We start from the raw sequence: 25690 nt of genomic DNA, 5'->3' as shown, positions 1-25690 counted from the left end.
CGATCCGGAGGAAGACGGCCCTGGGGAGGTCCGGCGGGCATGCCGTACGAACCGTTCGCGTCCCGGTCGCGGGCGGTCCTGATCGGGGTGTCCCAGTACGAGCACGCCCGTGACTTCTCCAACATCCCCTCCGCCAGGGCCAACGTGGCGCGGCTGCGGGCCGCGCTCGTCTCCGGCGCGCACGGCCGGTTCATCCCGCGGACCGTGGAGACCCTCGCCGAGCCGCGCACCCGCGACCGCGCGCTGCGGCTGATCGGCACCGCCGCCGCCCAGGCCCAGGACCTGCTGCTGGTCCACTTCACCGGGCACGGCTACGTCGACCTCGGCACCGGGGAGCCCGAGCTGTACCTGATGACCCGGGAGTCCACCAAGGACGGCGCCCGCCTCGACGGCATCCCGTACCGGGACCTGCTGAGGCTGCTCGCCTCCTCGCGGGCCGAGCGTGTCGTCCTCGTCCTGGACTGCTGCTACTCCGGCAACGCCGGCCTGGTGCCGCTGCCCGAGCGGCCGTTCTCCCTGATCACCTCGTCGGCCGTCGGCTCCCGCATCCACAAGGGCGACGGCATCGACCCGACGCCCTTCACCGGGGCCCTGGTCCGGGTGCTGACCGAGGGCACCGACCCGTACGACCCGGTCACCGTGCAGCGTCTCGGGGTCCGGCTGCACGAACTGGCCGGGGAGTACGCCGCCACGCTCGACGAGCGGGTGGACTACGACCCCTGGTTCCCGACCGAGCGCTCCAGCAACAGCGCCGGCGACACCGTCCTGTCGCAGGCCCGGCTGACCCCGCGCCCCGCCCGCGGGACCCGCTGGCTGACGCCCTTGCGCCGGCTCGCCCAGTACGCCGGCTTCACCTGGACGTGGACGGCGGGACCCCACCAGCCGCTCTGGCACCGGGCCGTGGGCGCCGGCACCGCCCTGGCCCTGCTCGCGGGCGCCGTCACCGGCTGGACGTGGGCGCACCGCCCGGCACCGCTGTGCCCCGCCCCGCTCGAACTGCGGGTGCTCACCTCGCCGGAGACCCGCGCCGCGCTCACCTCCGTGCTCGACGCCTTCCAGGACAGCGACGCCGCCGGCACCACCGCAGCCCTTGGCGGCCGGCCCGAGGGCTGCGGCCAGATCAACACCACCGTGTACGCGGCCCCCACCGACCGCACCCTCGCCGCCTTCCGCGCCTCCGCCGCCTGGGCCGAACCGGAACGCGCCTGCGAGGACGGCGGGGACTGCGCGCTGCCGCTGCGGGACGTCGGGCCGCACCCGGACGTGTGGATACCGGCGGCCGGCACCGCCCCCACCCAGGTGCTGGCCGAGACCCGGCGTCCGGAGAGCGTCGTCGCCCTCGGCCGGCCGGTCACCCTCGCGCACTCCCCGGCCGTCCTCGCCGCGACCACCTCCCTGGAGGGCGTCGGGCGCACCGGCAGCACCGCGCAGCAACTGGTCGACGCCGCCCACGCGCAGGACGTGGTCGTCCGCAGCGCCGAACCGCACTCCTCGGACGCCGCCCTGGACCAGCTGCTGCACCTGACGCCGGGCACCCGGGTCACCACCGATGCCGTGCCCCCTGCGGACGACCGGGCCCTGGCCTGTTCCGCCCGCACCTGGCTGGTCGAACGGCGAGGCACCCAACAGGCCCTTGTCATCGCCGAGTCCACCCTCGCCGGCCTCGTCACCCCGGCCCTGGAGTCCCGTCCCCCGTGCCTGGGCAACCAGTCCGACCCCTACACCGCCTACTACCCCGCCGACGTGCCACCCCTGGACCTCACCCTCGTGCCGGTGACCTGGGAGACCGGCCGGGCCGACCGCGCCGTACGTGCCGAGGCGGTGCACCGGCTCGCCGTCTGGCTGCGCTCCGGTCCGGGACAACGGGCCCTGGCCGCACAGGGCTTCCGCACGGACGTCACCGGGACGGCCGCGGCCGGCGACACCCCGCTGGACAGCGCGATCTTCGTCGCCGATCCGCCGACGGGCGGCGCACCGCCCACCAGGAGGGCCATCGAGGCCGCCCTGCGGGACCACGGCGAGGCCACCGGCACCCGGCGCGACGTCCTCTTCGCCATCGACGTCTCCAGCTCCTCCTACTCCGGGGCGAACGTCTCCGTCGTGCGCTCCGTCCTGGCCCGCGCGTCCGGCTACCGGTACGGCATCGCCGCGGTGCCCGGCCGCACGTTGCTGGCGCCGGGGCCGAACGACGCGGCCGCGCGGGACGCCGCGATCCGCGCGCTGGCACCGGTCGAGCGGGACGCGCCCGTGGCCGCCGCCCTGCGCCGGTGGTCCCGCGCGCTCGCCGGCTCCCCCGGCGCCCTGATCGTCCTCATCACCGACGACGAGGACAGTGCCCGAGCGGAGCCGCCGGACGTGGACGTCCCCGTACTGGTGGTCTCCCTGGAGAGCTACGGCTGCTCGCTGCGCTTCAACAAGGCGGTGACGGAGGGCGGCGGCGCCTGCCTGGCGGCCACGCAGGACCTTCCGGACCGGGTCGCGGAGACGATCACCCGCCTCACCTCGGGAGGGTCATGACAGCCTCGGGCCCCAGGAGCACGGGCGGCACCCTCCCGCCCCCGCGCTCCGTCCGCCGCCGGCGCCGAGCCCTGGGCGTCCTGCTCCTGCTGGCCGCCGTGGCCTGCAGCGGCCCCGCCGCGGCGCCGGGCCCGGCACCCGACCGCTCCCGGCCGCTGATCGTCGCCAGCGACGCCGATCTCACCGCCGGCGGGCAGCCCGGCGTCCGCCGTGCCCTGATCGACGCGTGGAACCGGCGCAACCCGGACCGGCCCGCCCGGCTCGTCGAGCTCCCCTCCGCCTCCGACGAGCAGCGCAGCGAGCTGATCGGCGCCTTCCAGTCCGGCACCGCCGCGTACGACGTGGTCAACCTCGACATCAGCTGGATCCCCGAGTTCGCCGACAGCGGGCTGCTGCGCCCGCTCGACCCCGCCCTTGTCGACGGGGACTTCCTGCCCCAGGCCGCGGACGCGGGCCGCTGGAAGGGCCGCACGTACGCGGTGCCCTTCAACACCGACGTCGGCCTGCTCTACTACCGCACCGACGACCTCGCCAAGGCCGGTCGCCGCCCCGCCGACCTGCGCGGCTACGCCAAGATCAGCGACCTGCTCGCCGACGTCCGCCCGCTCGGCCACCCCGCCTACACCACCCAGCTGCGCGCGTACGAGGGGCTGACCGTCAACACCCTGGAAGCCTTCTGGACCGCGGGCGTCGCACTCGTCGACGGCGACGGCCGCTACATCGGCACCGAGGACGGGCTGCGCGAGGGCCTGGACGAGCTCGGTCGGCTGGGCGCCGCCAACAACCTCAACCCGGAGTCCCTGGAGGCCGACGAGTCGGTCACGCTCGCCCAGTTCACCGAGGGCCAGAGCGTGCTGATGCGCAACTGGCCCTACGCCTACAACCGGCTCGACGCCACTCTCGCCCCCGGTGTCCGCTTCGGCGTGGCCCGGCTCCCCGGCGTCGCCGCTCTCGGCGGCCAGAGCCTGGGCGTGGCGGCGACCAGCGACCGCCCGGACGACGCCGCGGACCTGATCCGCTTCCTGACCGGACGCGGCGCCCAACATGCCCTGCTCGGGGCGGGTTTCGCCCCCGCGCGGAGGTCGGCATACGGAGCCGGGGATGTCAACTGTGACGATCCTCACGACCCCCGTGCGTGGTTCCACGACCGTCCCGCGGGGCGCGGCTCGGAGCCCTCGCCCTCGCCGTCCGTCGCGACCCCCGGTTACACGACCGTGCTGTGGTGCGCGTTGCAGGCCGCCAGGGCCCGTCCGGCGACCGCGCACTACGTCACCTTCACCCGGGTCCTGCAGCGTGAAGTGCACGGAATGCTCGCGGCGCACCGCAGTGCCGACGCCACGGCGGAGCGTCTGGGCGGCCGTCTGGGGCGCGCGCTCGGCGGCCGGGGTCCGGGGTGACCATCACTCCTCGTGAGCGCGGCACTCCCTTCCGCATAACGACTGATGCACACTCACATTTCCCGTAGGTCACGGCAGTCACGGCCCAATGTCCATGTATGTCCTGTCCATCCCCATAGATTCCCGTCATGAACTCGCTTGAGTGGCTTGGAATTGGCGGGCGCCTCTATTAACGTTCGATAACGCAGCGCGGTCATCCCGCCGCCGACAGGGCGGCGCCGTGCGCTTGCCGAATCCCGTCCGCGGGAACCGGGGAACCACTTCCTGGGGTGAATCGGGGGCCCTCCGCGGTCCTCGTAGGAGACCTTCCTGCTCCGAACCCGTCAGCTAACCCGGTAGGCGAGAAGGAAGGAAAGGAGCGCGCCCGCGTGGCGTCGAACGAGCCTGCCCTGATACCCGGACAGCAACAGGGGTCCGCAACCGCGTACTCCGAGTGGGACACCGCCGAGTGGAACATCGCCGCCGGCTGGAATCCCCCGGCCGCCGAGCAGGCACCGCCGACGAAGAACGCGATCGACGGCTGGGACACCGGCCAGTGGAACATGGCCGCCGGCTGGTTCGACGCGCCGGCCGCCGAGGCGACGACCTCCCACGACACCACGTCCGTGGGCTACGAGGCCGCGGGGTACGAGGCACCCGAGGCCGCTGCCCCCGCCCCCGCCCAGCCCCTCCCCGAGCACATCGAGGCCTTCGACGGCACGGGGGACCTCGAGGACCCCGACACCTTCGAGAGCGCGCCCTACGAGGGCCCGCAGGCCGAGCCGTGGAACCCCACCGAGGAGTCCGCCGGCCCCCGTCGCGCGCGGCACCGCGTCGCCAAACAGCGCTCCATGGGCCGCGGTTCGGCTGTCTTCGGGGTCGCGGCCGTGGCCGTGCTGGGCGTCGGAGGGGTCGCCACCGCCGAGGGCAAGAACCCGCTCCCCGTCTCCTTGCCCGAGGTGTCCCACCTGCCCGGCATCGGAGCCCTCGTGGGCGACGACAGCGCCCCCGAGGCCAAGCAGGTCGCCGAGGCACTCAGCCCCGACGCGGGTGAGGCCCTGCGCAACCGCATCCTCGACCAGGCCCAGCAGCAGCGGAACGCCGCCGACCGGTCCGCCAGGAACGCCGCACAGCAGGAGGCGGTGGCCAAGGCCGCCAAGTCCGCGGCGGCGGAACGGGTCCGCGCCGAGGCCGCCGCCAAGAAGAAGGCCGTGGCGGAGGCCGCGAAGAAGCTCGAGGCCGCCCGCCTGGCCGAGCTCGCCAAGAGCTTCGTCAAGCCGGTCACCTCGTACACGCTGACCGCCGGCTTCGGCGAGTCCAGCTCGCTGTGGGCCAACACCCACACCGGCCAGGACTTCGCCGCCCCCACCGGCACCCCGGTCAAGGCCATCCACAGCGGCACCATCACCGAGGCCGGCTGGGCCGGTTCGTACGGCTACCGCATCATCCTGACCCTCGACGACGGCACCGAGCTCTGGTACTGCCACCTCTCGTCGATGATCGTCACCTCCGGCAAGGTCAACACCGGTGACACCATCGGCCGTGTCGGCGCCACGGGCAACGTCACGGGCCCGCACCTGCACCTCGAGGTGCGCCCCGGTGGCGGCGACCCGATCGGCCCGATGGGCTGGCTGCGCAGTAAGGGCCTGTCCGTCTGAGCGACCGGCCCCACGGACTCCGGCGGCCCTGGTGACACCCCCCGTCACCCAGGGCCGCCGGTCCGTTTCGCGGGACGCCCACGAGACGCCTACACGGGATGCCTACGGGACGCCTGCGGACGCTTACGGGACGACGAAGTTGTAGAGCTCCGCGATCCTCGGCGGTCCGCTCGGTTCGGGGAAACCGGACTCCTTGGCGGCGGGCAACATGATCTCCATGAAGGCTTCGAGCGCCTGCGCGGACTGCCAGACGTTCACCAGCCGCAGACCCTCGTTGGTGATCACGGCGGCATGCGAGAGCAGCCCCGCGGGAGGATGCTCGGGCCCGAACCCCGCGCGGTGGTTCGCCTCCTCGTACTGCAGGGCCGTCACACCGGGGAACTCGACCTCCGCCAGGACCGGCATGGGGACCTCCCGCTTCCCACCGACACGCCTACGCCCCAATTTCCTCCGGCTGCACCCCGGCCGCAATCCGGCCGGGGTCCGCCCGGGGTCCGGCGACGAGGCCGGCGAGGCTAGAGAGCCTCCAGCCGGACGTCCGCCGAGTCGCACGCCGCCGTCTCGTCGGAGTACACCTCGCACACCGGACGTCCGTCGGGGGTCATCGTGTGCTCGACCTCCCAGAGGCTGATCTCCTCGCCGGTCTCGAGCAGGAAGGCGTGCTCGTACAGCGTCCAGCCGGCGACCCGGCCGGTGCCGATCCGTATGTGCCGGCCGGTGACGTACGCGATGTCGTGGCCCACCGCCGAACCCAGCCGGCTGCGCAGCTCCTCGCCCGGTACGTCGGTGTTCTCGGCCCGCCGGAGCACCCGCCACGCGTGCTCCGCGGAGTGGTCCGCCGTGTACTGCCGGGGCCCGGGCGTCAGGTCCATCGCCATCTGCGGCAGCCGCGCCAGCCAGTCCGCGGCCTCCGCCTCCAGCTCCTCCGGAGAGGGCTCGCCGAAGCGGGCGTCGATCGCGTGCTGGGCGGCGGCCAGCTCGTCCGGGTCGGAGTACACCTCGTACAGCGGTTCGTCGTCGCCCGGGCCGGTGTTGTGCTCGATCTCCCACAGCAGCTGCGTACTGCCGTCGGCCAGCAGGAACGTGTGCCGCAACGTCCTGCGGCTCAGCCTGCGCGGCGGGCCCTTGCGCTGGCGGAAGGACGCCAGCTCCGTGCAGCCCATCAGCGCGGTGGCCAGCCGCCCCAGCACGCGGTCGTCGACGTCGAAGGAGTTCTGCGCTCTGGCCAGCACCACCTCGACGTCCGCCGGACCCGCCCCACCTGGTCGCGCGTTCCCCATGCGGTCCTCCTGCTCACGGCATTCCCCGCGCACCATTGCGAGCACTCAGCGTAGTGGCATCGACGCTCTGCGCGTCGGGTCTCCCGGAAAAATGGTGCACCCCCACCCGTAGGAGGCGCGTAAGACGCGAAACGCACGCTCCCTGCTGCCACTATGCGCCCATGCGCGCACTCTTCGTAGGCCTCTGCACCCTCGATGTCATCACCCTCGTCGACCACGTCCCGGCCCCGAACGAGAAACTCACCGCCCGCACCCAGACCGTCGCCGCCGGCGGCCCCGCGACCGGCGCCGCCGCCACCTTCGCCCATCTCGGCGGCGAGGCCGTCCTGCTCACCGCCTTCGGCGGCCACGCCCTCGCCGGCGCCATCGACGCCGACCTCGCGGCCCTCGGCGTCGACGTCATCAACCTCACCGCGGACTCCCCCGAACCCCCCGCGGTCTCCACCATCCTGGTCACCGCCGCCACCGGCGACCGCGCCGTCGCCTCCACCAACGTGGCCTCAGGGACCTCCGTGTCCCCGCCCGGAGACCTCTCCGTCCTCGTCGGCGACGCCGACGTCGTGCTCGTCGACGCCCACCACCCCGCCCTCGCCGTCCCCGCCGCCCGCCTCGCCCGCGCCGCCGGGGTCCCCACCCTCCTGGACGCGGGCAGCTGGCGCCCCGCCACGCCCACCCTGCTCCCCTACGTCGACGTCGCCGTCTGCTCCGCCGACTTCCACCCCCCGGGCACCTCGACCCCGGCCGAGGTCCTCGCCTACCTCCACGACGCCGGCGTCCGCTGGACCGCCGTCACCCAGGGCCCGTCCCCCATCCTCCGGCCCGAGGGGCAGATCCCCGTCCCCGCCGTCACCCCCGTCGTCGACACCCTCGGCGCCGGCGACGTCCTCCACGGCGCCCTCGCCCACCACCTCGCCGCCCACATCACCCCCCGCCTCACCCCACCCGCCTTCGACACCGCCCTCGCCCGCGCGGCCGACATCGCCTCCCGCTCCTGCGCCTCGTTCGGCACGCGTGCGTGGATGCGGGCGTGAGCCCGTCCGTACCCGGGACCGGCGTTCAGGACCGCCCGCGGTCCTTCGTTTTGTTGGCGATCAGCGCGAACAGGACCCCGCTGACACCGAGCACGAGCCAGCCGACCGCCGACTCGGACACGGTCATCTGGGTGCGTTTCGGCAGCAGTGACAAGCCGCCGAGGACCATGAACATCGCGAACATGTAGCTGAGCCCGGCCATCAGCAGCCAACGCAGCAGCCGGCTTGTTCGTACGTTCGGCGACTTATCGGTCATCGGGGTTCCGCCTCGCTCATTTGACGATGTTGTGGCACTGGGTTCCGCGCTTCTCCCCGCTAGCGAAGAAGTCTGCGCATGCTTTCCCGTAGTGCTTCAACGTCCGCCTAGAGTCGTCGACACGCCCTACGGACTTCATGAAAGTGCACGAGTGGTGCATGGGACCCCGCCGAATGAGGTATGTCTTGCCGTCGGTGTCCGCGTAGCGCCAGTCGATCCGCCAGTTGCACCACTTTCCACCTGCGGAGTCCGCGCCGAAGATGTCCTGTACGGAGGCTTCTTCCCTTGTGATGCTCAGGCCCTGGCCCTTGATGATGTGACCGATCGTGGCGCCCGGCGCGCAGAGCTGCACACCCTTCACGTCAAAGCAGAAGCTCCCCACCTTGCCGTATCCGACAGCGGTGGCCGATGCTGGCGAAGCCGCGGCCACCAGAGCGGTCACGGCCGTCGACGTCAAAGCGACCCACTGCCTGGCCCGTCCCCCGAAAACGCGCCGAACCGGCAGGGTGCGGTCTTCATTACGGCTCATTTGACACTCCGATGCTTGCTGCCTACGTACGCATCGGAAACGCCGCCCTCCCGCGGCGCGATACGTGGTGTTGCGTGCCGGTGACACAAGGTCGCTCGAGGGAGTGGTGCAGGAACCTTAAAGCATCAGTTCCGCAACAGGAGTTGGGGCGTCAGCCTGCGGCGATGGCGGAGTACGTCCAGACGTCCGCGGGCAGTTCGTGCTGGAGGCGCCAGACGATGCCCATGGGGTTGCTGCCCTTGTGTTCGGCGTATTCGGCCGGGCCGAGGAGCATCCAGGGCTGGGGGCCGCCGATGTCCGTCTTCTTGTAGCGGCGGACGAAGAGCAGGACGTGACTGCCGCGGGCGCGGTGCTGCTGGTAGCGGAGACCCGTCGGGGACGTGCTGGAGGTCTGGTTCTGGGACTCCCAGTGGAACTCGGTCTCGTTGCGTGCGTAGTCGTGATAGCGCGTCTGCGGGGAGAAGTCCTTCTCGTCCTTCTCCAGCGTGATGAAGAGCGCGTCGGTCCCAATCGACTCGCACCACTTCACGCCCTCCCGGAAATGCCCGGGCAGGAAGCCGCCCAGTGCGGACTGCCTCAAGCCCGGGAGGATCTCCTCGCGGCTGTAGGAGGCGTGGATGGTCAGGGGCAGTTCGCCGAGTGTCCCGCCGAGGGGGATGGGGACGTGGTCGGTGCGGTCCAGGCCGTGGGCGAGGACCTGGCGGAGTTCGTCGCGGACGTGGGGCTGGGCGTGGAGGGCGTCCAGGCCGTCCTGGTAGGTGGAGAAGCCGTTGCCCAGGGGCCATAGGGAGAAGAAAAGCATGCGGGCGTAGTCCTGCACGCACGGGTCGAGTTCGTCGTACGTGGGGGCGTCGTCGGCCAGCACCTGCTGGTAGGCGGCGATCCGGGCCGGGTCGTCGACGTGGAGGAACGCGGGAACGCGCTTGAGGAGCGAGGCCTCGCCCTCGGGGTGGGTGGCGGGCAGGAGCCTGGCCCGGCGGAGGAGGCCGGTCCAGGAGTTGCCGCCGCGGTAGATCTCCTTGACCTCGCGGCGGCTCTCCGCGAGGTACTCCGCCAGTGTGGGGCTCGCGTACGTGGCGACCTCACGCGCCAACTGGGTGACGTTGACGTTGATCTGGCTGCGGATGTTGTCGATGACGAGTTCCTTGGCCTTGGGCTCAAGGATGATCTGGCAGCCGGAGGGGAGCTGGGGGAAGTCGTGCTCGATGTTGCTCAGCAGCCGGTTGCGCGTGAAGTTGGTGAGCGCGCGGAACTGCTCCTCGAAGCGGAACTCCTTGCGGTGCTGGCCGATGAAGTCGAGGACGGTGAGGACGGCCTTGCCTTCGCTGCGGCGCAGGCCGCGTCCCAGCTGCTGCAGGAACACCGTGGCGCTGGACGTGGGACGCAGGAGCAGCAGCGTGTCGACGTCGGGGATGTCCAGCCCCTCGTTGAAGAGGTCGACGGAGAACAGGATCTGCAGCGACCCGGCCCTCAGCTCCTCCAGGGCGGCCTTCCGATCGTCCCGGGGCGTCTCTCCTGACAGGGCCTTGGCCTTGAGGCCGGCCCGGCAGAAGAAGCCGGCCATGAACTCGGCGTGCGCAACGGACACGCAGAAGCCCAGGGCCCGCATGGAGCCGGGGTCGGTGACCTTGTCGCGGACGGCCTGGACGACGAGGCGTGCGCGAGCGTCGTTGCCGGTGAAGAGGTTGTCCAGGCCGTTGCGGTCGTAGGCGCCTGCCTTCCACGCGACGGCGCTCATGTCGGTGTTGTCGGTGATGCCGAAGTAGTGGAAGGGGCTCAGGAGATCGTTTTCGAGGGCTTCCCACAGCCGCATCTCGGCCGCGATGCGTCCGTCGAAGAAGTCGTCCTGGACCTTGTGCCCGTCCATGCGCTCCGGGGTCGCCGTGAGTGCCAGCAGTTCGCGCGGGGCGAAGTGGTCGATGATCTTCCGGTAGGTGAGGGAGACGCCGTGGTGGAACTCGTCGATCACGACGACGTCGAAGTGGTCGGGCGCGAAGCGGTCGAGCGACTGGGCGTTGAGGGACTGGACGCTCGCGAAGACGTGCGTCCAGTTGTTCGGGATCTCGCCGCCGACCAGGAGTTCCCCGAAGTTCGCGTCGACGAGCACGTCCTGGTAGGTGCGCAGGGACTGCTCGAGGATCTCCTTGCGGTGAGCGACGAAGAGGAGCTTCAGGTCCCGGCCGAGCTTCTGCCGCAGGTGCTTGTAGTCGAGGGCGGCCATGACGGTCTTGCCCGTCCCCGTGGCGGCCACCAGGAGGTTCCGATGCCGATCGTGGACCTCGCGCTCCACTTCGAGCCGCTCCAGCATGTCGCGCTGGTGCGGGTAGGGGCGGACCTCGAGACCCGAGAGGCTGAGCCTGCGTCCCAGGATGCCCGGTGCGCTGCCGCCACCCGCGGTGGCGAGTGCCTCGTCGAGCCGCACGGCGTCCCGGTCGGGGTCGTACGACTCGAACGCCGGCTCGCTCCAGTAGGAGTCGAAGGTCGCCTCGAACTTCCGCAGCACGCTGGGCGTGGCGACCGACGACAGCCGCACGTTCCACTCCAGGCCGTCCAGCAGTGCGGCCTTGGAGAGGTTGGAACTTCCCACGTACGCCGTGTCGTAGCCGGTGTTGCGCCGGAAGAGCCACGCCTTGGCGTGCAGTCGGGTGGAGCGCAGCTCGTAGTTGACCTTCACCTCGGCGTCGAACTCCCGGACGAGGCGGTCGAGGGCGCGGCGCTCGGTGGCGCCGACGTACGTCGTCGTGATGACGCGGATCGGTACGCCGCGCTCGTGCGCTGCCCGGAGGGACTGCTCCAGGACCCGCAGGCCGTGCCATTTGACGAAGGCGCAGAGCAGGTCGACGCGGTCCGCGGTCGCCAGCTCGGCGCGGAGTTCGTAACCGAGGCTGGGGTCCTCGGGGGAGTTCGTGATCAGTGCGGTCTCGGAGAGGGGGGTCGCCGGGCGGATCGCGTAGACGCCCTCGGCCTCCCGCTCGGCCAGCGCCAGAAGCTGCCGCGGCCCGTCAGAGATGAGGTCCGTCACCTGCCGGGCGCCCTCGAGGGAGCTCATCGACTCGAGGATGAGGTTGGCGGCGACCACCTGCTCGGCCGGCGTCAGCCCCGTGAGGACGCGCTCCACCCTGCTCGCGATGTGCCGGGACAGCACATGCGGCGCCGACTCACTGCCGACGACCTCGTCGACGGCGCTCCATCCGTCGGCCCCGAGCGCCTTGATGCTTTCTTCGAGGCTGTCGGTGATGAGCCTTTCGTACAGCCCGGAGACGGGATCGAGGTCGTGGTTCGGATTCGTCACGTAGGCCCCCCTGAGGCGAATCGGCGTGATCCAGTTCTAACAGGAGCGACTGACACGTGTGGCGCCCAGTGCGCGACGCGCACGCGCCGCGGGCGGAGCATGGGGCCATGAGGCAGAGCGAGACGCCGGTCACGGATGGGTTCGAGCAGGCGATGGAGGCGTTGCGGAGGGCGCCGTACGGGGCGGTGGACGAGGCGTTGTGGGAGGTGGAGGGGAGCGTGTTGCGGGAGGTGCGGGGGCATTTGGAGGCGTGGGAGCGGGTGGTGCGGGGGCTGGAGGCGGGGCGGGGGGTGGCGCGGGGGGAGCTGGTGTGCCGGGACGGGGTGGCCGGGCTGGTGCGGAGGTTGCCGGGGCCGGTGGCGGAGTTGTGCGGGGAGTCGCTGGGGGAGGTGGACGGCCGGTACATCGAGCTGACGGTGGAGGACGCGGCCGCGCCCGGCGGTGAAGGCGGCTGGTGGTGGGGGCGGCGGCCGCGCGCAGGGTGGGCGTGACAGTGGGTGCGGGCACACTGGAGCCATGTGCCGAAGCATCAAGACCCTGCGCCCGCCGATGACGCCCGAGGTCGGCGAAGAGGACATCCGGGCCGCGGCCCTGCAGTACGTGCGGAAGATCTCCGGGTTCCGGGCACCGGCGGCGCACAACCGGGAGGCGTTCGAGGAGGCGGTGGACGCGGTGGCGGCGGCCACGCGGGAGTTGCTGGACGGGATCCAGGTGAGGGGCCAGAGGGCCTCCTAGTCCCTGCGGGTGGTTCCCTGCAGCGGCGTGACGGTGAGTGGCGGGTTGGTGACGGTAGGTTGTGGCCTGCTCGAAACAGTCCGCCGCTGCACTGAGGTGTGCCATGTCCGTTGTCCGTAGGGCCCTCGTCGTCACCGCTCTCACCGCCGTGCTGCTGGCCAGCGCCGTCGTGTGCCAGTCAGCGGAGTGATGCCTGCTGGTGCAGGCCGGGGATCGTGAGCCGCTGCGCGGTCAGCAGCTGGTTGTACGCCACGACCTGCGTGAAGAAGACCGGGATGGGGATCGTCAGCCCGGGCGGCAGCGGGGGCGGCGTGTCCGGGGTGAAGGTGACCGGGAGCAGGCCGAGGAGGTTGCCGCTGAGGACGCGGGTGAGCAGGACGACCGGGCGTCCGGTGGCGGTCGTGGTGCTCCAGGGCCGGGCGTCGGACTCGAGTTCGCCCTGGCACGGGGCCCACGGCGGCGGCTCGGGGGAGACGCGGCCGATGCCGGGCAGCCCCATGTCCAGCAGCGGCAGGCCGATCCCGGGCAGGCCGTGGAAGGGCGGGGTCCAGTCGCGGGCGTGGTGCCGGGCGCAGGCGGGGGAGAGCAGGCCCGCGGTCTGGCGGAGGCTCGCGATGTCGGCGCGCCAGGCGGTGAAGACCAGGACCCGCTCCGCCCCGGCGCGGGTGGGGACGGCGGTGATGCCGTGGTACGTCAGCCCGGTCAGGACCAGCAGCGGGGTGCGCACGCGGAACGGCTGCTCGGCGGTGATGACGCGGTCGCGGTAGCGGGCCGCGCCGATCGACAGCTCCAGGGAGACCTTCGGCAGGCACCAGGGCGAGTTGGGGCTGCCCAGGCGGATGCGGGCGGGGAGCAGGGAGAGCGGTTCGTCCATGCCGCCGTCGGAGGGGTGGCGGGGGACGACCAGGTCCAGCAGCGAGTCGGGGCCGATCTTGTTGCCGGACAGGATGCCGGTGGGCGGTGCGCCCGCGGACGGCGCGGGGACCTCGGGCCGGGTACGGCGGGCGGACCCGCCCGCGCGGGGTACGGGCGGCGCGTACGGGGTGGCGCCCGGCCGCCGCGGCGCCGGTGCCCGTGTCGACGGCTGCTTGCCGCGCAGGCCCAGCAGGTCGCCCACCGCGCCGAGCAGTCCGCCCGACGGCTGCTGCGGGGCCGCGCGCTGGGACGGTACGGGGCTCGGGCCGGCGCCCTTCGGGGTGCCGCCGGGCGAGAGATCGAGCGAGCCGCGGACCGGGAGCGGGCCTTGCGTCTCGACGCCGGCGTGGAGGCCGCCCCGGTCGCGGTTCCTGGCCTTGCCGGTCGCGGTGCCGGTGCCGTGCACGGTGGGGTTGCGGGCCTGGTAGAGGCCGTCCAGTACGTCGCACACGGCCTCGCCCGCGCTGCGGTAGCCCTCGGCGGACTTCGCGGTGCCGTCGCCCTTGGGGGCGCCGGCGTCGTGGGCCATGGCCATGGGTGCCATCGGCTGCAGTCCGCCGGCGAGCAGCGCCCCGCCGACCGGGAGGGCGCCGATGGCCCGCAGCCGTACGGCCCGGTTGCGGACGGCCGAGCGGACCGCCGGGGTACCCGCACGGTCCTGACCTGGGGCGTCCTGACCTGAGGCGGGGCCCGTGGCCGTGGGCGGCGCCGGCTCCGTACCGGCCGCGGGGGCGGCGGGCGGGGCCGCCGGGGGCGGGGCGACGTCCGGGGTGCCGCCCTGCGGTGCGCCCGCGCCGGGCCCCGTGGTGCCGCCGTGCCCGCCGCCCCAGTCGGGCACCGGCCGGGCGCGCCTGCCGCGGCCTCCGTCGCCGTCCCCGTCCGGCACCCAGCTGACGGCCATGGCCCCGCCGATGACGCCCAGCAGGAAACCGATCAGGAAGCCGCCGAAGTTGGACAGCACGAGCGAGGCGACGGAGAAGATCAGGGTCGCGATGCCGGCGAAGGCGCGGTAGTGCGGGGCGAGCCACAAGGTGAGGCCCAGGATGACCAGGAAGACGCCCATGAGCAGGCCGGAGACACCGGCGATGCCCTCGTGGATCATGAGCGCGAGCGGGGCGAGCGGGATGGAGAGGATCTCCACACCGGCGAGCAGGGTCCACACGCCGGCCCAGAAGGGACGGCTGCGGCGCCAGGCGCGGAAGCGGGACCGGAGGGCTCCGGCACGGCTCAGCATGCGGGTCACGGCGGCCTTTCCTAGAAGCAGGAGTGGTCGCCGCGCAGCACCTGCACGTGCAGGTCCGGCAGTCTGAACGTGGCCGCGCTGACCGACCGGTTCGTCTGCCGCAGGTCGCGGACGCGGATGGAGGTCGCCTGCTGGGCGAAGGCCCCGGCCGGGCCCCGCACGCCGGGGACCTGGTCCACCGTCGAGGCGTCCTGTCCGATGTGGATGTTCTCGAAGACGGCGTCGCCCTTGATGTCGTGGGCGTCGGCGATCAGCCGGTCGGCGCTCGCCGGGTCCGCGGTCAGCCGCAGCGTGACCGGGCCGATGACCGGCACCTGCTGGACGACGGACTGGCACAGGTCGTGCAGGGTGGCCCGGCGGATGGCGGACAGCGCCTCCGGGTAGACCGCGTCACGCCCCCGGTCGAGGACGCCGAACTGGACGAAGCCGTCGCCCTCAAGGAGGGAGGAGGAGATCTGGAAGCTCTCTCCGGCGACGGTGAAGGAGTTGGCCGAGACCCCGAAGGAGGCGGCGAGCGCGCCGGTGGCCAGGCTCGCGACGACGGCGCCCGCGGCCGCGACGGTCGGCACCATGACGAGGGCGAGCCGCTTCCAGCTGGTGCGGCCGGAGACGGCGACGGCGGCCTGGGACGTGGCGGGCCGGTACCCGGTGGGCTCGGTGGTCAGCACGTCCCGTCAACCGTGGGACAGTCTGATCGGTCGCTCGGGGGCGGTACGTAATCACCCCGATGGTCGTACGCACTCGCCCATTCGGGTCAGAAGCAGGGGTCGGCGCCCTTCTTGACCGTCATGTGCAGGCCGTTCAGCCGGAAGGTCGCCGCGCTCACGGACTTCGTGGTCTGCCGCAGGTGGTCGATGGTGACGCTCTCGGCCTGCTGCCCCAGGGCGCCGGCTGGGCCCTTGGCCCTGCCCTCGGTGTCCGTCGTGGAGGCGTCCACACCGATCTGGATGTCGTGGAACTCGGCGTCGCCCGCCAGGTCGTCGGTGTCGACGATCAGCTGGTCCGCGTGGACGGGCTGGTCGCCGCCGCCCGCGGTGATCAGCAGGGTGACCTGGCCGAAGCCGGGGACGGTGCCGACCACGGACTGGCACATGTTGTGCAGTTCGGCGGAGCTGATGGCGGAGACCGCCTGGGGGAAGTCGCCCTCGGCGGTGTGGTCGACGGTTACGTACTGCGTGAAGCCGGTGCCGGTCAGGCGGTCGGCGGCGATCTGGATGTTCTGGCCGGACAGGGCGGTCGTGGTCGGTGAGATCGCGAGGGAGACGGGCACCACCCCGGCGCCCGCGCCGACGGCCACGGCGGTGGAGACGGCGAGGGTCGGTATCAGGACGACGGCCGTCCGCGTCCAGCTGGTGCGGCCGGACGGACGGCCGATGCGGCTCGTGCGTCGTATCAGCGGGCTCACACGGTCATTGCAACCCCGGCCACGGGGCCCGGCAACCGGAGTCAGCGGTGCTGTCCGCCCCGGGGGTCCTGGTAGGGGGCCGCGGCCTGCGGGTGCCACCCCTGTTGCGGCGGCACCTGCGGTTGGCGCGGGCCCCACCGCTGCGGGTGCGCCCCCGGCTGCGCGGGCTGCTGCGGCCACGCGTGGGGGCCCTGGGGCTGCTGCGGCCAGGGCCGGCCGTACGGCTGCGGCCCGTAGGGCTGCGTGTACGGCTGCGTGTACGGCTGCACCTGCGGGTACGGCCCGTACGGCGCTCCGGGCGGGAGCGCCGCCCAGGGGTACAGGGGCGGGAACGCGGGGCGGATGGCGTGGGCCGCGTGGGTGAGCGCGGGCTGGGCGACGGCCTTGCGCTCCCACAGGTGGTGGAGCAGTTCCTGCTCCCGGGCCTGGAAGTCGGCGCCGGCGGCCCCGCGGTTGGCGCGGGCGCGCAGGAAGGCGAGCGAGGTCGCGAAGGACACGTACTCGCGGACGGTGCGGGCGGCGTCCTTGCCCTGTGCGCCGCGGGCGGCGGAGCGGGCGAGGCTGCGGCCCTTCATGGAGCCGATGGCGGCGGGCTCGGGCAGGCTGAGCCAGCCGGCCACCGCGTACAGCGGCAGCTGGGTGCGGATGGTTTTCAGCTCGTTCGAGCGGGACCAGATCGCGAGCCAGACCAGCAGGCCGAAGAGCGGGATCATCAGCGTCGCGTAGACGGCGAGGAAGCCGAGCGGGCTGAGCGAGGCGGAGCCGTTCCAGGTGCCGTGCAGGACCATCGCGAGCAGCCAGCCGCCCAGCGGGGCGAGCCAGCGGCGGGCCTGGCCGGGGCGTGAGGTGGCGGCGATGGCGAAGCCGATGCCGGTGAGCGAGGTGAACAGCGGGTGCGCGAAGGGCGTCATGACGATCCGGACGACGAACATCGCCGCGGTCGTGCCCAGCCCGCCGTCGGTCCCGTACGCCTGGTCCTCGGCGAAGCCGGAGCCCAGGTAGAGGATGTTCTCGGTGAACGCGAAGCCGGTGGCGGTGAGTCCGGCTATGACGACGCCGTCGACGATCCCGGTGAAGTCACGGCGGCGGAAGAGGAAGAGCAGCAGGACGGCGGCGCCCTTGGCGCTCTCCTCCACGACGGGGGCGACGAAGGTGGCGCCCCAGATGTCGCTCTGCGAGTCGCTGGCCGTGAAGGTCGTGGCGAGCAGCTCGGTCGCGTACTCGTTGGCGAGGATGGCGACCAGCGTGGCGGCGCACGCGCCCCAGGCGAAGGCGAAGACCGCGTCGCGCAGCGGGGTCGGCTCCACCCGGTCCAGCCACAGGAAGGCCCCGCCGAGGAGCGGGACCGGCAGGACCGCCAGGAGGAGGCCGACCAGGAGGCCCTCCGTGCCGGTCTGCCGGCGCACCAGCGCGAGGATGATCACCCCGCACAGCGCCAGGACGGAGAAGAGCACCACCAGCCGGAACGTCCGGTTCTCCCAGAAGTGCCGGCGCGGCTTGTAGTGCCACTGCCCGGGCGCGGGCAGTGCGAACTGCGGTTGCTGCTGGTGATCCGGATACTCGGGTACGGCCGGCCGGGCCGCCGGGCTCGGGAGGGGCGAGTCTGGCGAATGCGAGTACGAGGACACCCAATGACCTTACGGGGCGGTGGCCGCGTGGCGCGATGGTGTTACGGATAACCGCCCTGCGTACCGCCCGGCCGGACGTTCAGCGGCGCTCGAAGAGCAGGTCGTGGACGACGTGGCCCTTGGCGATCCCCTGGCGCTCGAACTTGGTCATCGGGCGGAAGGCCGGACGCGGCTCGGCGTAGCCGCTGCCGGTGGGGTAGGCGTTCGCCAGGCCGGGCTCCGCCGTCAGCACCTCGAGCATCTGCTCGGCGTACGGCTCCCAGTCGGTCGCGCAGTGCACGGTCGCGCCGGGCCGCAGCCGTGACACGGCGAGCGCCACGAACTCCGGCTGGATCATGCGGCGCTTGTGGTGCCGGGCCTTGGGCCAGGGGTCGGGGAAGTAGACCCGCAGGCCGGCCAGCGAACCCGGGGCGAGCATGTCGCGCAGCAGGACGACGGCGTCGCCGTTGGCGACCCGGACGTTGCGCAGGCCCTCGCGCTCGGCGAGGTGGACGAGGTTGCCCTGGCCGGGGGTGTGCACGTCCGCGGCGAGGATGCCGGTGCCCGGGTCGGCGGCGGCCATCGCGGCGGTGGCGTCGCCCATGCCGAAGCCGATCTCCAGGACCACCGGGCGGTCCGGGGCGAGGTCCGCGTCGGCGAAGAGCTTGTCCAGGTCCAGCGGCGTGCCGTCGAGGTCGACGCCCCAGTCCGCCCAGCGCCGCTCGAGCGCCGCCCGCTGGCCGTGGGTGACCCGGCCGCGGCGCGGGTGGAAGGTGCGGATGCGCTGCTCGGTGTGCGCGTCCGGATGCGGGTGGGAGGCGGGGCCGCCCGGGAAGTGGGGGGTGCGGGGCTTCGACATGATGCGTCGATTTTACGTACGCCCCAGCACCGCCAGTGCCCTGCGGGCGATCTCCCGGCCGATCGGCAGCGAGGCCGTCGCGGCGGGCGAGGGGGCGTTCAGCACGTGGACGAAGGGCCCGTCGCCCGTGATGAGGAAGTCGTCGACGAGCGTCCCGTCGCGCAGCACGGCCTGCGCCCGCACCCCGGCCTCGGCCGGCACCATGTCGTCGGCGGTCACCGCGGGCAGCAGCCGCCGCACGGACTCCACGAAGGCCCGCTTCGACAGCGACCGGCGGATCTCGCCGGCCTCGTAGCGCCAATGGCGGCGGGCGATCCGCCAGGTGCCGGGGAACGTGGCCGTCTCGACGAGGTCGCGCGGGCGCACGGTGCGCCGCCGGTAGCCCTCGCGGGCCAGGGCGGGGACGGCGTTCGGGCCGACGTGCACCGAGCCGTCGAAGCCGCGGGTCAGATGCACGCCGAGGAACGGGAACGCGGGGTCGGGGACGGGGTAGACCAGTCCGCGGACGAGGTCGGCGCGGTCCGGGCGCAGCTCGTAGTACTCGCCGCGGAACGGCACGATGCGGACGCCGGAGGTGTCCTCCCCGGCCATGCGCGCGATGCGGTCGCAGTGCAGGCCGGCGCAGTTCACCAGCGCCCTGGCCCGGACGGGCGGGCCGTCGTGGGGCTCGACGATCACGCTCGGCCCGTCGCGGTGGATCGCGCGGACCTCCGTGCCGTACGCGATGCGCGCGTCGGCGCGGCCGCCCTCGGTCGTGAGGCGGGCCATGGCCGCGGCGACCGCGGTGAAGTCGCAGACCCCCGTCGTGCCGACGTGGATCGCCGCCAGGCCGCGTACGTGCGGCTCCCGCTCCGCGATCCGGGCCGGGCCCAGCTCCTGCACCGGGATGTCGTTCTGCCGCCCCCGCTGGACGAGGGCGTGCAGCCGGGGGAGCTCGTCCCGCTCCGTGGCGACGATCAGCTTGCCCGTCACGTCGTGCGGGATGTCGTTGCCGGCGCAGAACTTCACCATCTCGGCGGCGCCCTGCGTCGCGTACCGCGCCTTGAGGGAGCCGGGGCGGTAGTAGATGCCGCTGTGGATCACGCCGCTGTTGTGGCCGGTCTGGTGGCGGGCGGGGCCGTCCTCCTTGTCCAGGACCAGGACGGACGTGCCGGGGGCGGTGCGCGTGAGCGCGTACGCGGTCGCGAGGCCGACGATTCCGGCGCCGATGACGACGACGTCCGTGGTGTCCATGCGCGCGGTCACCTCCCCCGTAAGGCTTGGCCCGTCCGCGCCGCGTGCAAACCTGTCGGCGGGGCGTGTCGTTCGCGCCAGGTCGTTGCGTGCGGGTCGTTTGCGCCTGCGGGCGGCTGCGCCGGGCTGCCCGGTGACTGCGTGCGGGTGCGTTGCGCCTGCGGCGGGCGGTTCTCCCGCCCTCCGCCTCCCCCAGCCTTCGGCCGGGGGGACCCCCATGGGCGCACCCCGCCACACCCCCTTCTGCCGGCTTGGGCGACTAACGGCCGGATGGGGTGAGGAGGCGGTCCGGGGTTGCCGCAAGTGCCTTTCTGAACCCCCACCGGCCGTCATGCGCCCTGACAACCGGAGGGGGTGTGGCGGGGTGCGCCCGGAAGCGACGAGCGGCGGACCCGGGCGCCGAATGATGTGGACGTAAACCGCGAGCGCTGAGGACGTGCGCCGACGCGGCCCCGACCCCCAGGCATACGTTGCGCAGGCCCGCGCTGCTCGCGCCGGGCAATCCGGGCGGGAGGGCGGGGGATGCCCGCCGCAGGCGCAAACAACCCGCACACAACAACCGGCCGCAAGCGGGCACCCCCCGCACCCCGGAGGGCTACGCGGGGGCCGCCAGCAGGGGGCGGGCCCGCTCGCGCAGCTCCGCGACGCGGGGCTCGTTCCCGTACGGCTCCAGCCGGTGCAGGAGGTCCCGCACGTACTCCGTGGTCCGGGCCGACGAGATCCGCCCGGCCACCTCCACCGCCTTGACCCCGGCCGCGCAGGCCGCGTCCAGGTTGCCGGACTCCAGCTCCGCGACCGCCGAGACGACGAGCCGCAGCCCGTGCGAGCGCACGAACTCCTCCGTGGGCCGGGCGAGGGCCGTCTCCGTGAAGCGGCGCACCTGCCCGGGCACGCGCAGGTCGCGGTAGCACTCGGCGGCGTCCGCCGCGAGGCGGTCGTAGGAGTAGAAGCCGAGCCAGGGCGGGTCGGCGTCCCCGTCGCGGGCGCGGTCGAGCCAGGACTCGGCGGCGGCCAGGGCCGTGGCGCACGCGGCGCTCTCGCCGGCCTTGGCGTGGGCGCGGGCCTCGACGAGGTGGAAGAAGGACATCGTGCGCGCCGTGGCGAGGCCGCGGTTGCGTTCGAGGGCGGCCTGGGCCAGGTCCACGCCCTCGTCGGCGAAGCCGCGGTACGTGGCCTGGAGCGACATCGACGCCAGCACGTAGCCCCCGAGGGGGACGTCGGCGGCGGCGCGCGCGAGCCGCAGGGCCTGGATGTAGTAGCGCTGGGCGGCCTCCTGCTGACCGGTGTCGAAGGCCATCCACCCGGCGAGCCGGGTGAGTTCGGCGGTGGCGCCGAAGAGGGAGCGGCCGACCTCGTCGCTGTACGAGCCGAGCAGCAGCGGGGACGCCTCGACCCGCAGGCACTCGGGGACCATGCCGGAACGCCAGTCGCCGCCGCCGTACTTGGAGTCCCAGCGCCGGGCGTCCTCCGCGGCCTCGCGGAGCTTGGCGACGTCGGAGTGGCCGACGTGGTGCGTGCCCGGGGCGGGGTCCTCGCGGGCGACGCGGGCGTCGGCCGGGGTTATCAGCCAGCGGGAGGCCGGCGTGACGTACGCGCTGACCGCGAAGGAGCCGGCGAGGCTCTGCCAGATGCCGCCGCCGCCCGGGCCGCGCCGGCCGGGGTCGAGCTTCCACAGGTCGGTGGCGGACTTGACGGCCTCCCCGACGTCGCGGGGGAAGGCGAGGCCCACCTCGGGCGCGGGGTCGGCGTCGGCGAGGCCGATCTCGTGCAGCGGCACGGGACGGCCGAGCTTGCTGCCGATGGCCGCCGCGATGAGGTGCGGGGCGGCGCCCTGCGGCACCATGCCCTTGGTGACCCAGCGGGCGACGGAGGTCTTGTCGTACCGCAGGGTCAGACCGCGCTGGGCGCCGAGGTCGTTGACCCTGCGGGCGAGTCCCGCGTTGCTGATGCCGGCCAGGGCGAGAAGGGTGCCGAGTTTCTCGTTGGGCCCTCGGGGTTCTTTGGTCATGACCACTACCACCTCTCGCCGTAAGCGCGAGGGCCGCGTACGCCTGCCACGCCTGTCACACCCTCTCGACGCACAACAACGGCTGGCCCGGCGCCCCTTGTGGAGGCGTGCCGGGTCCGCCGCAGCCCGCCACCGGGCATGCGCCGGACCCCGAGCTGCCGGGACCATCGCTTCTCGGGTGAACCCAGCGTAGTTCGCCGTATCCCGCCCGTTAAGAGCTGTTGTCCCGGATGGCGAGATTCCTGCCCTGAATGCGGCCTGGCGACTCCTGCTGGTGGCGCGTGCTACCGGCGTATGCGGCTGTGCGCCCATCCGCGCGCTCTGTGCCGGTTCGGGCGGTAGGGGTTCCATGGTGGGGTGGGTTGGCCCGCGGCTCTCATGTGCGGCTATGGGGGGTTGTGGCGGGTCAGGGGGCTCCGCCACCACAATCCCCGCGGGTGGCGGACCGGTCCGGGAGGTGCGCCACGCCTCCCGGACCGCGACCCCCACGCGTCGCAGAACGGACGAATGCGGGCTGCCCGGACATTGACCGGAAGATGACGTTTGAAATCCGGTGGCCCGTTCCAAGTGACCATGATCAAGGGGGAGTTGGGCCGAACCGGCCCGCGCCGGACCGCGCGTGACGCGCGGTCCGGCGCTCAACCATGTCCTCATGCGCCTCTTTGTGCGCCGCTCCGTGGCAGCATGTTCCTCGGACGGGGCGGCAGTTCGGCTTGCCGCGGGGCCGGTTGGCCACGGTGGCCCACGTAATCCACGACCTGTGGAGGCGGCGATGCGGTGGTTGGTGGGGTGGAGCAGCGCTGCCGTGGGACAGGTTCCCGGCACGCGCGCCGGCCGCACCCTGCAGCCCGTCGGCGCACAACTCCTGTGGGGCGACCCCGATCCGCTGTGGATGGTGGGTGACTGGCGCCCCGACGAGGTGCGGATCGTCCACGCCGAGAACGGTTCCGTGGCGCGGCTGGCCGTGCTGGGCCGCTGCGCCGCCTCCGACGCCGACCTGCGGGTGGGGCTGTTCGCGGCGCGCGGCGGGGCGCTGCGCCATCTGACGGCCTGGGCCGGCAGCTACACCTGCGTCCTGCAGATCGGCCGCCGCGTCACGGTGCTGGGCGACCTCGCGGGCGCCCGGCCGGTGTTCCACACCCAGTGGGCGCGGGGCACGGCGTACGGCACGGCCGCGCTGCCGCTGGCCGACCTCACCGAGGCCGCCCTGGACGTGACCTACCTGGCGGCGCTGCTGGCCTGCCCGGACTCGCCCGAGGCGCTCGGCGAGGGCACCCCGTACGCCGGGGTGCGCCGGGTGCCGCCCGGGCACGCGCTCATCATGCGCGACGGGGTGCCCGAGGTCAGCGGCTACGAGCCCACCGCCTCGCTCGCCGTCGCCGGCACCCCCGCGGCCTCCGCCGACCCGGACCGGGCGCTCGCCGGCATACGGGACGCCCTGGTCGACGCCGTCCGGACGCGGCTCGCACAGCCCCGCTTCGTACCGGACGCCGGCGAGGCCCCCGCGCCGGGCATCGGCGCCGACCTGTCCGGGGGCAGCGCCTCCTCCACGCTCGCCCTGCTCGCCGCGGGCCTGCCGGGGATGCCGGGCACACCGCTCGGGCACGGCGCCGCCGCGGGGCAGCGCCTGCTGGCGGTGACCTTCAACGACCTGGCCACGGGCGGGGTCCACGGGCGCGAGGCCGAGCTGGAGCGCGCCCGCAGCATGGCCGCCGACCCGCGGCTGCACCACGTCGTCGTACCGGGCGGGCCGGAATCCCTGCCGTACGCCGACCTCCTGGACAGCGGGCCGCTCACCGACGAGCCGGGCCCCTCGCTGGTCACCGCGGAACGGCACCGGCGGCGCCTGGCGGCCGGCGGCGCCGACCACTTCGTGGGGCACGGCGCCCGGCAGGTGCTGGACGCCCATCCGGCCCGCCTGGCGGACCTGCTGATGGACCGTCGGCGGCGCGGCCTGCTGCGTCCCGTCACGGCCCTGGCGCGGGCGGACGGGCCCTCGGGGCGCTCGGTGTTCGTGCCGTTCACGGTGTACCGGGCGGCGCGGCGGCTGGCCCGCACCAGTTACCGGCAGGGCGTGGAGGACGCCGCGGCACGCCTGCTGGCCCGGCGCTTCGAGGAGCACGGGGACGCCCTGGCCGCGTCGCTCGCGGCCCTCGCCTGGTGCCGGCCGGGCCCCGCGGCGCGCTGGCTGACCGGCGAGGCGCTCGCCGAAGTATCGGTTCGCCTGCAGGAGGCGGCTTCCCGGCCGGGCACGACGGTGGAGCGCCCCGGAGAGCGCCGGGCGCGCGCCGCGCTCGCCCGGCACGCCGCCGACCACCGGGTCTTCGAGCAGGCCGCCGAGGTGCGCAGCCAGCGGCTCCACGCGCCCTTCCTGGACAACCAGGTGGTGCGGGCCTGCCGGGCGCTGCCCGAGACGCTGCGCGTCCAGCCGGGCGCCCGCACCACGATCCTGCGCTCCGTCCTGGCGGGCGCGGGCATCCGCGAACTGCCGCCCGGCTGGGGCGCCAACTCCCACGTCTCCACGGCCGTCGCCGTCCGCGCAGGCCTGCGGGCCGCCGTCGACGACCTGCTCGACCTCTTCGAGGCCCCGCTGCTCGCGGACGCCGGGCTCGTCGAGGCCCGCGTCGTACGGGCCGCCCTGCGTGCCGCGGCGGACGGCGAACCGGTGCCCGTCGACGGCCTCACCGACCTGGTCGCCACGGAGGTGTGGCTGCGCCGGCTGCTGGCCCGGCGCGGCTCCTGCTGGACGGGCACGGAGGTGCCGGAACAGCGCGCGGTCGCCAGCGGGGTGCAGCGGCTGTCGCTGTAGGCCGGCGCCGGCGGTCATCTGACGGGACGTGCGCCCCACGGATGCGCCGCCCGGGGGGATATGGACGCCGTTGCTCCACATATGTCACTGGCCGGAAAAGGACCCCGGCGCAGCCCTCCGCGCGAGTCTCCGGGACACTCGGAACATGCGCATCCGTACCACGGCGGCGGCCCTCGCCGCCGCTGCCGCCGCCGCGGCCCTCCTGGGCCTGGCCGCACACGCCTCCGGCGCGCCCGCAGACCGGTCCGGGGTCCGCCTCTACGACGAGGCACTGGGCAGGACGCGCGAAGACGGCGCCACGGTGTGCACCTTCTACTTCAAGGCCGAGGGCTTCGGCCCCGACCAGCCGGTCAACTGGACGGTCTCGTACGCCCGGGGCGAGGACGCGGTCGTCGGCACCCTGGTCACCGGCGCCCGGGGCACCGGGAGCACCGGCCGCGTCGTCCTCGCCGACGGCGACTACCGGTTCCGGTGGGCCGGTTCCGACGCGGACCCGCAGCGCTTCACGGTGGCTTGCCCGGCCGGGACGGCGACCCCGTCGCCGGGCACCGCCGCGACCGCCCCCTCCGTCCCCGCGGGTGCCGTGCCCGGGGTGACGGCGGCGGCGTCCACCGGCCCGGGCACGGGCCTGCCCGCCGCGGGGCTCACCTCCGCGTCGACCTCCACCGGCCCGTCCGACGTCACCGCGGGCGTGGCCTCCGTACTGGTTGCCCTGGGCATCGCCTCGGTGGCGGCACTTGTGATGCTCCGCCGCAAGCCCGTCCGGGCCCCTGCCGCGCCCCGCCGCCACCGGCGCGCCTCCGGCTGACCTGTCGGCGGCCCGCACACAACAACGGGCCGCAAGGGGCACGCACCCCCCGCCCGCCCCGCAGGGTGTCCGTGGCGTACCCGACAATGGTGGGGCCGGACAACGCAAGGGCAGCGGCACCACAGGACG

General features: G+C 73.6%; 20 protein-coding genes and 1 riboswitch. Of the genes, 8 read left to right on the top strand and 12 right to left on the bottom strand.

The features are described 5' to 3' along the window. Positions 1-39 precede the first annotated feature (39 nt). The 3 genes from ABZ312_RS09260 (at position 40) to ABZ312_RS09250 (ending at position 5551) form a co-directional block, all read left to right on the top strand. The gene (locus ABZ312_RS09260; protein WP_500436944.1) at positions 40-2517 is read left to right on the top strand and encodes a caspase family protein; all 2478 of its coding nucleotides are present in this window, start codon (positions 40-42) and stop codon (positions 2515-2517) included. Beyond that, the gene (locus tag ABZ312_RS09255) at positions 2514-3914 is read left to right on the top strand and encodes an extracellular solute-binding protein (RefSeq protein ID WP_500322636.1); all 1401 of its coding nucleotides are present in this window, start codon (positions 2514-2516) and stop codon (positions 3912-3914) included. Before ABZ312_RS09260 ends, ABZ312_RS09255 begins: the two co-directional genes overlap by 4 nt. A gap of 217 nt (positions 3915-4131) precedes the next feature. Further along, positions 4132-4271: riboswitch (cyclic di-AMP (ydaO/yuaA leader) on the top strand. A gap of 323 nt (positions 4272-4594) precedes the next feature. Continuing rightward, complete coding sequence (locus ABZ312_RS09250; protein ID WP_500322760.1) at positions 4595-5551, top strand: M23 family metallopeptidase; 957 nt, start codon at positions 4595-4597, stop codon at positions 5549-5551. 123 nt (positions 5552-5674) lie between these two features. On the opposite strand, the gene ABZ312_RS09245 is transcribed toward ABZ312_RS09250, so the two are convergent. Together ABZ312_RS09245 and ABZ312_RS09240 are read right to left on the bottom strand one after the other, a co-directional pair. Then, positions 5675-5956, bottom strand: a complete 282-nt coding sequence (locus tag ABZ312_RS09245) for a hypothetical protein (RefSeq protein ID WP_499512596.1) — start codon at positions 5954-5956, stop codon at positions 5675-5677. A gap of 110 nt (positions 5957-6066) precedes the next feature. After that, positions 6067-6831 (bottom strand): DUF6227 family protein, encoded by a 765-nt coding sequence (locus ABZ312_RS09240; protein WP_500322638.1) that lies wholly within the window; start codon positions 6829-6831, stop codon positions 6067-6069. A 161-nt stretch (positions 6832-6992) separates the two neighbouring features. Here ABZ312_RS09240 and ABZ312_RS09235 point away from each other — a divergent pair, with 161 nt between their 5' ends. Continuing rightward, positions 6993-7862, top strand: a complete 870-nt coding sequence (locus tag ABZ312_RS09235) for a PfkB family carbohydrate kinase (RefSeq protein ID WP_500436942.1) — start codon at positions 6993-6995, stop codon at positions 7860-7862. A 25-nt stretch (positions 7863-7887) separates the two neighbouring features. On the opposite strand, the gene ABZ312_RS09230 is transcribed toward ABZ312_RS09235, so the two are convergent. The 3 genes from ABZ312_RS09230 to ABZ312_RS09220 form a co-directional block, all read right to left on the bottom strand. Continuing rightward, positions 7888-8118 carry a hypothetical protein gene (locus ABZ312_RS09230; protein ID WP_500436940.1) on the bottom strand — a complete coding sequence of 77 codons (231 nt, stop codon included), beginning with the start codon at positions 8116-8118 and terminating at the stop codon, positions 7888-7890. 16 nt (positions 8119-8134) lie between these two features. Continuing rightward, entirely contained in the window at positions 8135-8560 is a 426-nt protein-coding gene (locus tag ABZ312_RS09225; RefSeq protein WP_500436938.1) for a hypothetical protein, read from the bottom strand. A 238-nt stretch (positions 8561-8798) separates the two neighbouring features. Next, positions 8799-11939: a DEAD/DEAH box helicase gene (locus ABZ312_RS09220; protein ID WP_500436936.1), complete on the bottom strand. Its 3141-nt coding sequence runs from the start codon at positions 11937-11939 to the stop codon at positions 8799-8801. Positions 11940-12046: 107 nt separating this feature from the next. On the opposite strand from ABZ312_RS09220, the gene ABZ312_RS09215 reads away from it, so the two are divergent. Both ABZ312_RS09215 and ABZ312_RS09210 read left to right on the top strand, forming a co-directional pair. Continuing rightward, positions 12047-12430 carry a hypothetical protein gene (locus ABZ312_RS09215; protein WP_500322645.1) on the top strand — a complete coding sequence of 128 codons (384 nt, stop codon included), beginning with the start codon at positions 12047-12049 and terminating at the stop codon, positions 12428-12430. A 25-nt stretch (positions 12431-12455) separates the two neighbouring features. Beyond that, positions 12456-12674 carry a DUF2277 domain-containing protein gene (locus tag ABZ312_RS09210; RefSeq protein WP_499512588.1) on the top strand — a complete coding sequence of 73 codons (219 nt, stop codon included), beginning with the start codon at positions 12456-12458 and terminating at the stop codon, positions 12672-12674. Between the two features lie 178 nt (positions 12675-12852). Here ABZ312_RS09210 and ABZ312_RS09205 read toward each other — a convergent pair whose 3' ends face one another. From ABZ312_RS09205 to ABZ312_RS09175, 7 genes are all read right to left on the bottom strand, one after another. Then, positions 12853-14823 carry a DUF6114 domain-containing protein gene (locus ABZ312_RS09205; RefSeq protein WP_500437186.1) on the bottom strand — a complete coding sequence of 657 codons (1971 nt, stop codon included), beginning with the start codon at positions 14821-14823 and terminating at the stop codon, positions 12853-12855. Between the two features lie 20 nt (positions 14824-14843). Next, the gene (locus ABZ312_RS09200) at positions 14844-15500 is read right to left on the bottom strand and encodes a DUF6230 family protein (protein ID WP_500322647.1); all 657 of its coding nucleotides are present in this window, start codon (positions 15498-15500) and stop codon (positions 14844-14846) included. 86 nt (positions 15501-15586) lie between these two features. Continuing rightward, positions 15587-16237, bottom strand: a complete 651-nt coding sequence (locus tag ABZ312_RS09195; protein ID WP_500436934.1) for a DUF6230 family protein — start codon at positions 16235-16237, stop codon at positions 15587-15589. 41 nt (positions 16238-16278) lie between these two features. Beyond that, positions 16279-17865: a PrsW family intramembrane metalloprotease gene (locus tag ABZ312_RS09190; RefSeq protein WP_500322650.1), complete on the bottom strand. Its 1587-nt coding sequence runs from the start codon at positions 17863-17865 to the stop codon at positions 16279-16281. Between the two features lie 79 nt (positions 17866-17944). Next, a complete protein-coding gene (gene trmB / locus ABZ312_RS09185) occupies positions 17945-18703 on the bottom strand; it encodes a tRNA (guanosine(46)-N7)-methyltransferase TrmB (protein ID WP_500322651.1) in 759 nt (252 codons plus the stop codon). Between the two features lie 12 nt (positions 18704-18715). Then, positions 18716-19936, bottom strand: a complete 1221-nt coding sequence (lhgD, locus tag ABZ312_RS09180) for an L-2-hydroxyglutarate dehydrogenase (RefSeq protein WP_500322653.1) — start codon at positions 19934-19936, stop codon at positions 18716-18718. A 595-nt stretch (positions 19937-20531) separates the two neighbouring features. Continuing rightward, a complete protein-coding gene (locus tag ABZ312_RS09175; protein ID WP_500436932.1) occupies positions 20532-21944 on the bottom strand; it encodes an NsdA family TPR-like regulatory protein in 1413 nt (470 codons plus the stop codon). A 772-nt stretch (positions 21945-22716) separates the two neighbouring features. Here ABZ312_RS09175 and ABZ312_RS09170 point away from each other — a divergent pair. Further along, entirely contained in the window at positions 22717-24753 is a 2037-nt protein-coding gene (locus tag ABZ312_RS09170; RefSeq protein ID WP_500360663.1) for an asparagine synthase-related protein, read from the top strand. A gap of 145 nt (positions 24754-24898) precedes the next feature. Further along, positions 24899-25561, top strand: coding sequence for a hypothetical protein (locus tag ABZ312_RS09165; protein ID WP_500322657.1), 663 nt, complete (start codon positions 24899-24901; stop codon positions 25559-25561). Positions 25562-25690 lie beyond the last annotated feature (129 nt).

This window comes from Streptomyces sp. NPDC006207 (genome assembly GCF_040613835.1).
In the GTDB taxonomy this organism is placed as follows: Bacteria; Actinomycetota; Actinomycetes; order Streptomycetales; family Streptomycetaceae; genus Actinacidiphila.
This window is presented reverse-complemented; position numbering and strand designations above follow the sequence as displayed.